Source organism: Neotabrizicola sp. VNH66 (assembly GCF_049445895.1).
Lineage (GTDB): Bacteria > Pseudomonadota > Alphaproteobacteria > Rhodobacterales > Rhodobacteraceae > Pseudogemmobacter.
Map to the genome: position 1 here is coordinate 68,988 of NZ_JBMSDW010000020.1, position 8,853 is coordinate 77,840.

8 protein-coding genes and 3 pseudogenes are annotated in these 8,853 nt (G+C 65.1%); 4 read left to right on the top strand and 7 right to left on the bottom strand.

The features are described 5' to 3' along the window. Positions 1-691 precede the first annotated feature (691 nt). Positions 692-1,012: pseudogene (locus tag ACO2Q5_RS20670) on the top strand (transposase); the annotation flags it as partial. Here the strand turns inward: ACO2Q5_RS20670 and ACO2Q5_RS20675 are convergent. The 5 genes and pseudogenes from ACO2Q5_RS20675 to ACO2Q5_RS20695 form a co-directional block, all read right to left on the bottom strand. After that, the gene (locus ACO2Q5_RS20675; protein WP_423294577.1) at positions 988-1,449 is read right to left on the bottom strand and encodes a DUF2793 domain-containing protein; all 462 of its coding nucleotides are present in this window, start codon (positions 1,447-1,449) and stop codon (positions 988-990) included. The pseudogene ACO2Q5_RS20670 and the gene ACO2Q5_RS20675 overlap by 25 nt on opposite strands. 10 nt (positions 1,450-1,459) lie before the next feature. After that, positions 1,460-3,907 (bottom strand): annotated as a pseudogene (locus ACO2Q5_RS20680) (phage tail protein); the annotation flags it as partial. 269 nt (positions 3,908-4,176) lie between these two features. Continuing rightward, complete coding sequence (locus ACO2Q5_RS20685) at positions 4,177-4,686, bottom strand: ATP-binding protein (protein ID WP_423294579.1); 510 nt, start codon at positions 4,684-4,686, stop codon at positions 4,177-4,179. After that, positions 4,686-5,171, bottom strand: coding sequence for a hypothetical protein (locus ACO2Q5_RS20690; protein ID WP_423294581.1), 486 nt, complete (start codon positions 5,169-5,171; stop codon positions 4,686-4,688). Before ACO2Q5_RS20690 ends, ACO2Q5_RS20685 begins: the two co-directional genes overlap by 1 nt. A gap of 11 nt (positions 5,172-5,182) precedes the next feature. Continuing rightward, positions 5,183-5,392 carry a helix-turn-helix transcriptional regulator gene (locus tag ACO2Q5_RS20695; protein WP_043869387.1) on the bottom strand — a complete coding sequence of 70 codons (210 nt, stop codon included), beginning with the start codon at positions 5,390-5,392 and terminating at the stop codon, positions 5,183-5,185. Between the two features lie 160 nt (positions 5,393-5,552). Here ACO2Q5_RS20695 and ACO2Q5_RS20700 point away from each other — a divergent pair, with 160 nt between their 5' ends. Continuing rightward, entirely contained in the window at positions 5,553-6,176 is a 624-nt protein-coding gene (locus tag ACO2Q5_RS20700) for a DUF6088 family protein (RefSeq protein ID WP_423294583.1), read from the top strand. Then, on the top strand, positions 6,173-7,210 hold the full coding sequence (locus ACO2Q5_RS20705) for a nucleotidyl transferase AbiEii/AbiGii toxin family protein (RefSeq protein WP_423294585.1): 1,038 nt from the start codon (positions 6,173-6,175) through the stop codon (positions 7,208-7,210). Before ACO2Q5_RS20700 ends, ACO2Q5_RS20705 begins: the two co-directional genes overlap by 4 nt. On the opposite strand, the gene ACO2Q5_RS20710 is transcribed toward ACO2Q5_RS20705, so the two are convergent. Then, positions 7,197-8,045 (bottom strand): hypothetical protein, encoded by an 849-nt coding sequence (locus tag ACO2Q5_RS20710; RefSeq protein ID WP_423294587.1) that lies wholly within the window; start codon positions 8,043-8,045, stop codon positions 7,197-7,199. The two genes, ACO2Q5_RS20705 and ACO2Q5_RS20710, sit on opposite strands and share 14 nt — an antisense overlap. After that, entirely contained in the window at positions 7,996-8,484 is a 489-nt protein-coding gene (locus tag ACO2Q5_RS20715) for a DUF2188 domain-containing protein (RefSeq protein ID WP_423294593.1), read from the bottom strand. The genes ACO2Q5_RS20710 and ACO2Q5_RS20715 overlap by 50 nt, the downstream gene beginning before the upstream one ends. 132 nt (positions 8,485-8,616) lie before the next feature. Here ACO2Q5_RS20715 and ACO2Q5_RS20720 point away from each other — a divergent pair. Beyond that, positions 8,617-8,670 (top strand): annotated as a pseudogene (locus ACO2Q5_RS20720) (hypothetical protein); the annotation flags it as partial. Positions 8,671-8,853: the final 183 nt, after the last annotated feature.

An 8,853-nucleotide genomic window follows, 5' to 3' on the forward strand; every position in this document is an offset into this window, starting at 1 on the left:
TGTAAGTCGACTATCCGGGGAGGACCTGTCCCCCACCCCCACCTACATAGGGGGGGTGCTTCGGGTCGCATCGGTCTGCCCCGATCATACACGACCACCGACCGCCTCGCACCGCCAAAGGTCGAACCAATCGGATTCGATGCCAGAGACAGTAGGAGCAGACAGCCGACCGCCAGAATCAGACATGACGTGATACTTGGATTGTGGGCGCGTTGACGTGCGCATGATGCACGACACGCTACGACACACGACACGCGCGCAAATCCGCGTCACAGCGCGACGACGATGCACGACACACAGCGCACGGCCCCCACGCGCGAACGCGCGCGCCAGCGCCGCATTGAGGCGCACATCAGCACCGCACCCCTCGCCATGCCAACGACGACGAGGCATAACCCGCGCGCATCGGGTAACGCCCAGTCCCACAGTATCCACATGGGGGCCGCAGAGGCCGAGGGCTTTGCATCGGGCCGGGGGTTGCATCCGAGGCGCAGGGAGACCCGACGCCGCAATGCAAAAGCAACCTTGCAACTGTGCCATTCGTTGTTACGATCCGTTATGCGGCGACATTCAAAGCGTAACAGAAAATTTCCCTTTATTTTCAACGAACTGTTATGGTTGTTATGAGACGTTGTTGCACTTATCGGTGATGCGGATTCACGTCGTGAATCCTGAGCGTTAGATTCGGTCCATGCCGAAGCCTTCCTCTGCCCGCTACCGCACGACGAACTGGCCCGCCTACAATGCGGCCCTGCGCCGCCGCGGGTCTCTCTCCATCTGGTTCGACCCGACGATGGCCTGGCATGCCGTGAAGACCGGCAAGCGTGGTCATCCAGAGACGTTCTCGGAGAGTGCGATCCAGACCTGTCTGACGCTGAAGGTGTTGTTCGGCCTGCCTCTGCGGCAAACGGTGGGGCTGGTCGCCAGCCTGATCGAGATGGCGGGGTTGGACTGGCCGGTTCCGGATTTCTCCACGCTTTGCCGACGTCAGGCCCGGCTTGCGGTGCAGATCGTGCCGGTGCTGATACCGGAGAGCGAGAAGACCGCCTTCTTGGTGGGATCGGCGTCGTTGACGAGGCTGAAGACGGCGTCCGAGATATCGCTCGGCTCACCCACCACCTCCCAGGTGGCCCCGGTCCAGACGAGCAGCACGGCCTCGTCTTCGACCCATGTCCGCCAGCCGGTGCGGGGTGGAAGGCGCAGCCAGGCGCCATCTGTCCAGAGGGCGATGTTCAGGTCCCACCCCGCCCAGTCGCCGGCGGCGCCCGAAGCGACGATGTAGCGGTCGCCATCGGCGGGGCTTCCCGGCGGCGCGGTCAGGTCCCGGTCGAGAACGGAGAGCTGGACCAGCCCGTCGAGAATCCGCAGCGCCTCGTTATGAGTGACATGCTTCTGGGCCTGCGCCGCCAGAATGTAGGGCAGCAGCAGATGCGTCGTGGCGTCGGACATGGGATGGCCTTCAAAAGATCAGCGTGACGGACTTGGGCGCGCCCCGTCCCACAAGGGCGGAGAGCTGGTATATGCGAATGTCGAGCGTGTCGCCGGGACCGAGCAGCGCGCCCCAGTCGGTGATCTGGGCGGCGGCGGTGTAGATCGCGCTGGTGGTGGCCGCGCTCAGCACCCGCTTCACGGTCGCGCCGTCGAGGATCTCCACCTCGTAGGCTTCCAGTTCCTCGGCCAGCGGCACCTCGAGCCCGCCCCAGCTGTCGGCCGCGAGCGCGCGGGACCGGCGCGTCCAGCGGATCGTCAGATCGCCGGGCGTGCGCGGTTTTCGCCATGGCTGTTCGACATGGGCGACGGAGAACGGCCGCAGCCCGACACCCTCGGGCGCGAAGGTCTGCGCCACATAGGTCTCGTCGCTGACCGGGCGGCCGGCCGGGCCGATGCGCCAGTTCCACGGGATTCCGAGATCGGCCTCGGCCATGGGCAGCGATGCGAGCGCGGAGTCCAGCACCACGACCCGCGCACCAGAAGGCGCAGGATTGCCCATGGCGCCCTCCGTGCCGCGCTGGCCGCGCAGGAGTCGGGTCAAGCGATACCGGCCGGGGGCGATCAGTTCGGCCGCACCCGCCTTCACGATCTCCCAGGTGCCGGGCGCGCTCTCGATTGCGATGGCGTTGGCGCCGCCGAAGAGGGTCAGGTCGGTGACGCTTTCCAGCGAGCCGGTCAGCAGATCGACAACCAGTGCATTGCCGAGGTCGAAGCGCGAGGTGGGGCCCCCATAGAAATCCGAGACCAGCGCCCCGATCCGGGCGCGGCTGCCGAAGGACGTCAGCAGGTCGAAGCCATCCGTCGAGGGACTACGGTAGACCGCGATCTCGCCGGGCCATGGCACGGCATGCGCCGCCGCGAAGGGCCGATGCGCGGGCTGGTCCTCTGTCAGCTGCGGTAGGTCGAGGAGGACGGCGTCGGGCGCGCCGAAGACGACCGCGTGCGATAGCGCCGATGGTCGTGGCGCGCCCGGTGGTAGATCGTAGGCCTCCCGATCCTGGCGCACGGCCTCAATGCCGCGCGCGTCGGCATCGGCAATCGAGATGAGTCTCAGCGGGATGGACCGGCCGTCATGGGCGAGCATCACCACATCAGCCGGGTCGAGCGCGAGCCGTGACGGCGGCAAGCGGAAGACTGCGCTCTCGCGGCCGGTCCAGGCCTCCATCAGCGCACGGCGACAGCGCCGCTCGGCCTCCTCGGGCGGTACGGCCATGGGGAAGGACTCGGAGGCGATCCTGGTCGTGTCCACCGTGATGCGCCGGGCCTCGACCTGTGCTGCCTCGTAATCCTCGTCCGCGCGGGCGACCTGCCATTTCAAGGCCTGGGGCAACTCCGTCTCCTGGCCGCGCGTCAGTTCCAACACGTCGCCATCGCGCGCGGCGACCAGATCGTCCGGTTCGACGCTCGCCACCGCCGCCCGGCCGAGCATGACGAAGCGGATCACGCCCTCGGTCTCGACCGCGTCAAAGCCGAAGTGGCGCGCCAGCGTGGTGATCGAGGCGCGCGGACTTTCCAGCGCGCCGATGGCATAGCCTTCGACCGCGCCCCAAAGCCCGGTGACATCGATCTGCGCCTCGGGCAGCCCCGCACGCATGCAGAGGTGCCGCACGAGGGCCGCCAGCGACACCGCGCCCAGCCGCCCGGTCAGCCAGTGGCCGAGCCGCCAGTTCGGCCCATCGGTCCAGACATCGGTGAGTTCGGGGAAGAACGGGTAAGGCCGCGCGTCCCAGGTCCAGGCGGCGCATTCCGGCACATCGACCATCCGGCCGCCGTAGACCGAGGACAGCGGGTTGTTCGCGGCCTCACCCCAGAAGAGATAGATCGCCTCGAGATAGGTGCGCTGGATGGTGTCGTCGCGCCAGCCCCGCGAGAAATGGGGCGTGAAGCTCTCCGACGATTTCGGGTCGAAGAACACGTTGACGCCGTTGACCGACCAGCTGGCGGGCGTGGTCGACTTGGCCGACACCTCGACGCCCGGGCGCAGCTTGCAGGTTCCCGCGCGCAGGTCATCGCCGAACCAGGCCACGACGAGGCTGACGCTCTCGACGGCCGGCGCCATGGCCTGGAGCCGATCAAGCGCGACCACCATGTCGGCGGTGTCGGGCAGCGCGTTCAGGTTCTCGGCCTGCGTTGCGCCGCTCGAGGATTTGCGGATGGCTTGAGTGGCATAGGTGAATTCGCCCGAGGCCGGGATCAGCGTGACGGCACGGGTCAGCCCCTCGGCGGTGTCGAGGTCGGCGAGCGGCCGGAAGACCTCGAAGGAGAGCTGCGGCAGGCGGTTGCCGTAACTCGACAGCGGCAGCTCCTCGAAGACGACATAAGCCGTGCCGCGATAGGCCGGCGTGCTCGCTGCGCCCATCTTGGCCGCGATGAACGGATCGGCCGCTTGCGCCTCGTCGCCCGGATACCAGCGCCAGGTGACGCCGGAGAAGTCCAGCGGCTTGCCGTCAGCCCAGATGCGGCCGATGCCGGTGATCGGGCCCTCGCACAAGGCGACGGCGAAGCTGGCGTAGTAGAGATACTCGGTGGTCTTGACCTTGCCGCCCCCGCCGCCCGGGATGAGATCGGGGATGAAAAGGTGGCGGCCACAGGCGGAGCGTTGTTCGGCAGGCGTCACCATCCGGTCATGCCTCGCACAGTGCCATCCGCCATCAACTGGCGTCGCATGCAGACAGGACCGGCAGGTCACCGCCGCGCCACAACCCTCATGGCAGGCCGCATGGTGATCGCAGAACCGGCATTCAAACCAGGCCGGGTCCTCGCTAATCCGCGCGGGCGGATGCCCTTGCGGTCGCGCAGCGCGTTGAGCCGGTCGAGATATTCGCGCCAGATTGTCAGCGCCTCGGCATAGCCCTTGCCAAACCCCGGCGCCTCGATCGAGGCCCAGCCGTTGCGCTTGCAAGCCTCGGCCCAGATCAGCGGCTCCAGCCAGTCGACGCTGTCGACGACCACCGTGCCGAAATCGTGGTCCTCGTTCAGCAGCGCATCCAGCGCCTCGGCCACTTCCGCATAGCTGGTCGCGAGCGGGAAATGCGGGACCTGCAGCTTGCCCAAACCATCCTCGGTCATGAGGAAGACGGGCCGGTCGGCATCGGCCGCGAAGGTGGATTTTCCCACCCCGGCCACGCCGTGGATCAGGATGCGCGGCGGAGTCAGCACCGAGGTCGTGCGCAGGGACGCGAGCGAAATGGCCATCAGCGCACCTCCTCGTTCAGCACGAGGCGGAACTTCGGCTTGCCGGTGCGGACCGTGCGCGCGGGCTCAAAGCCCTTCCGCCAGCTTTCCGGCAGCGCCATGTATTTGCGCTCGGACACCGACAGCTTGGTCTCGATGAACTCCGCCGGATCCTCGCCCGCCGAAGCGATGTTTTCGGCGATCTGCGCCAGCAACGCCTGATCCCAGTCGATGCGCTTGGGCAGTTCGGCGATCACGGTGACGCCGTCATCCTCGAAACGGATCGTGCCGGTGCCCTTGCCCGCCTCCTGGCGGGTGTTCTGGGCGCGGTCGGCGTATTTCAAAGAGATGGCGCCGTCGAGCCAGTCCGCGACCGACTTCGCCTGTGTCAGCTGCTCCTCCACCGCGCCTTTCAGCAGGGCGAGCTGATCGGCGGGCAGCGCCGCGATCTGGCCCACCGGCATGCGGTGGATATCGGCCAGGGTGATGTGATTGGAGATCGTCATGTTCCGCCCCCTCACGCCGACATCGGACGATGGGGTTCGTGATCCACGCCGCGGATCTGTTCGGCCTCGAAGGCCTCGACATCCTCGAGCCGGTAGATCACCCGGCCGCCGAGCTTGATGAATTTCGGGCCTTCGCCCGTCCACCGCCAGCGCTCCAGCGTGCGGTGCGAAATGTTCCAGCGAGCCGCCAGCTCGATCTGGGAAAGGTGCCTGGTCGCCATGTGAACCTCCTTGGGATTTCTGCGAACTCTTGCGGGTTCAACATGGCGGAGGGCTTGGGAGGGCTTAGGGAGGCGAAAGGGGTGCGTTCGGGGAGGAATTGATTTCGTCAGAAAAATCCTCTATGTTTCTGACAAGGAAAGGCCTACGAGGACCGCTCAGATGACTGGTATTTCTGATAGAATCATGAAGCGCCTTCGTTCGAAGGGACGCGGGAAGTGGGTTTGCACCCCCAAGGACTTCCTCGACCTCGGTAGCCGTGCGGCTATCGACCAGGCGTTGTCGCGCCTGGCAAAGAGTGGTGATCTGCGTCGTGTCGGCCGTGGGCTTTACGATCTTCCCCGCACCAGCGGCGTCCTGAAGCGGCCTGCAACGGTCGACATGGACAAGGCGGTTGCAGCCCTCGCGCGGCGCGACCGTGTTCGCATTATGCCCGATGGCATCGCCGCAGCGAACCAGCTGGGCCTGACCAATGCTGTCCCCGCGAAGACGAGCTATGTGACGGACGGGGCGACGCGGGACGTGAAGATCGGCAATCGGACTGTGCGGCTGCGGCATGCAGGTCCGAGTGTGATGGCATGGGCGGGAAAAACCTCCGCGCCAGTCGCGCAGGCGCTGCGCTGGCTCGGACCGCAAGCCGCGTTGGACACACGGGTTGCGACCACGCTCAAGCGCAAGCTGCCAGATGCCGTGAAAAAGGATCTCGTTCGTAACAGCGGTAGCCTGCCGAGCTGGGCAGCGCCCATCGCGCATAGCCTTGTCGACCCGCAGATCGCCACACCATGAGCGAGAGCTATACGCGGTTCCTCGCGCTTTCATCTCGTGACCAGAAGGACGTATTCGAGGCGGCTGCTGACCGCCTCGACACGCTTCCGAGCTATGTCGAGAAGGATTTTTGGGTCTGCTTCGTGCTGGACGCGCTCTACAAACGCTTGCCTGACGGCCACCCGCAACTCCTGTTCAAGGGCGGGACGGCGTTATCCAAGGCCTATGGGCTCATCCGCCGCTTCTCGGAGGACATCGATCTTGTCGTTTACCGGGATGGTCTCGGCTTCGCGGCCGAGCGCGACCCGACGAACCCCGAGGGTATTTCGAACAAGAAGCGCAAGGCGCTGTTCGATGACCTGAAGAACGCCTGCAGCTCCTACATTCGGGGTGATCTGGCTGACGCGCTGAAGCCGCTGCTCGATGCGCGTTGCAGCATCGCGCCCGACGATAAGGACGGCGATCAGCAAACTCTGCTGATCGAGTACCCGACGCTCTATCCAAGCACCGAAATCTCCTACGTCCTGCCACGCGTGAAACTCGAAGCGGGCGCGCGCTCTGCGCTCGATCCCAACGCCACCGCCAGCGTGAAGCCCTATATCGCAGAGGAACTTACCGACGGATGGTCATTCGCAGTCGACAACGTCCATGTCATCGCCCCGCAGCGCACCTACCTAGAGAAACTTCTGATTTTGCACGGCGCGTTCTGCGGTCATCGTGACGAAGGACGTGTGCCTGCCGACAGCGACAGGATTTCCCGCCACTACTATGACGTCGCCATGATCACCGGCACGGAGATTGGGCACGCCGCCTTGGCCGACGACGGGCTGCTTGCGGCCGTGCGCGAACACAACCTCATCGCTTTCAGGCAGGCATGGAAGAAATTCGAAGAGGCCACGCCAGGTTCGATATGCGTCGTGCCGGCCGCCGAATTGCGCGCGGCGATTGAGGATGACTATGCGGCGATGCAGGGCATGATGCTCGGCGAGGCACCGCCTTTCGACTGGATCATGGCACAACTTCAGTTGGCCGAGGACGCAATCAACCGGCGTTAGGACTTTCGGCTTCCAGAAGCTCCCTGATGCGAAGCCGACAGGATCCCCCCGTCGTCTCGATCAGATCGCGCCAATCGGGGTGGCCCTTGAAGATATCCCGCATGCGGCTTGAGGCATCGAATTCAAGATCGGCAAACATGACTTCGGTGCTGACGCTCTCCTCGCCACCGTCCCATGCGTTGAAGAGGTACTCGACAATTTGCCGCCTCTTGTCGCCACCAAACTTGAACTCCCGTTCCCCCACCCAGAAATGACGGAACCCAGCGGCGTGGCGCACGGGATCCCCTGCATGGGTCGCCGCGCCGGCCTTCAGCTGGGCGGTTAGATAGGTTGGCTCGATGACCAGCGCCGCACCGCCAGTTTCCAGATCCCCCAACGCGATGAACTGATGCCGGGACAGGTCCGCCTCTGCGAGATCACGGGTCGCCGAAGTGGTCACCACCACCCTGAAATCTGCGGGCGGACGCCCCCCGAGGTAGTTGACGACCTGCTGCCAGATCTCCCGATCCGTGAGCCGTCTTGCATACCAGATCGGGACACGGCCTCCGCGCCCGGGCAGTCTTACATCGCCCAACTCCCATAGATGACCCGGAATGCGTTCTGCCGGGCGGGCAAATCGCGGCAGGTCAAGGCGAGATGTCAGCCGAACGAGAAAAGCATTGGCATCGAAGCGGAAAACCTGAAGGCGTTCGCTGTCGACGGTTACCCATCCCGCTGCCGGGCTGAAATACCCGTAGGCGCGCTGCTCTGGCGACCATTCCAGATTTACTGGCTCGTCCTCATGGTCAACCAGAGAGGTGGCAACTGGAATCCGACTGCGCGATCCGTCCGTCACGATTGTGGATCTTCAGTTCGTTATCCGCATTGCGGCTGATTTCACGCGCACGCTGGACGGCGTCCTGCTTGGTATCGAAGTGCCCACTCGAGCGCGCCGCACCACCGCGGCGGACAGCCTTGTGACCGGCACGGCGGTGTCCGAACTGGACCGCCTCAAGGCGTTCGGGTTCTCGCCCCTGTGGTCCAGTCAGGTTTCCGCCCGTGGCGCGCGGGATGGCACCGGCAAAGGTGCGTCCACGGTGTATTTCTCCGCCGGGGAAGGCCACGCCCTCATGCCGACTTGGGGCGGGGTGGAACTGATCGTGGACCCCTATTCGGAGTCCAAGACGGGCAAGGTGGCGATCACGACCTTCGCCTACCTTGATTTGATCTACCAGCGCGCGGCCACGCACTGGTTCAAATTGACTGCGGTTCAGGACCGCGCCTAAGCCATGCACCAGCGCGCGATATGGCCCGTTCGCGGGCTGGAACTCCGCCGTGAAGGCAAGCGCCCCCAGATCGGGGGGCGCTTCGTCTATGGCGACCTTGCGACCATTTCCGACCGTGGGCAGGTGCGGAAGGAAAGGATCATGCCCAGGGCGTTTTCTTTCGCCCTGGACAAAGAGGATGACCGGGAAATCAACCTGCTGTTCGGGCATGACTTTGACAAGCCGCTGGCCAGCCGGAAGAACGGTTCCCTTGCGCATGTTGTCATAGATCCCGCGTTCCGGCACGCCACCGAAAACTCGGAACGCATGCCAGTGGGCGTCGAACAGCATCTCGTGGGTCTGCAAGGGATAGGCCCGCAAGAGAAACGCCCGGCTGTG

Bases quoted from the DNA above. Each gene is read 5' to 3' on its own strand.
- ACO2Q5_RS20675 (WP_423294577.1), bottom strand. From the start codon at position 1,449: ATGTCCGACGCCACGACGCATCTGCTGCTGCCCTACATTCTGGCGGCG.
- ACO2Q5_RS20685 (WP_423294579.1), bottom strand. From the start codon at position 4,686: ATGGCCATTTCGCTCGCGTCCCTGCGCACGACCTCGGTGCTGACTCCG.
- ACO2Q5_RS20690 (WP_423294581.1), bottom strand. From the start codon at position 5,171: ATGACGATCTCCAATCACATCACCCTGGCCGATATCCACCGCATGCCG.
- ACO2Q5_RS20695 (WP_043869387.1), bottom strand. From the start codon at position 5,392: ATGGCGACCAGGCACCTTTCCCAGATCGAGCTGGCGGCTCGCTGGAAC.
- ACO2Q5_RS20700 (WP_423294583.1), top strand. From the start codon at position 5,553: ATGACTGGTATTTCTGATAGAATCATGAAGCGCCTTCGTTCGAAGGGA.
- ACO2Q5_RS20705 (WP_423294585.1), top strand. From the start codon at position 6,173: ATGAGCGAGAGCTATACGCGGTTCCTCGCGCTTTCATCTCGTGACCAG.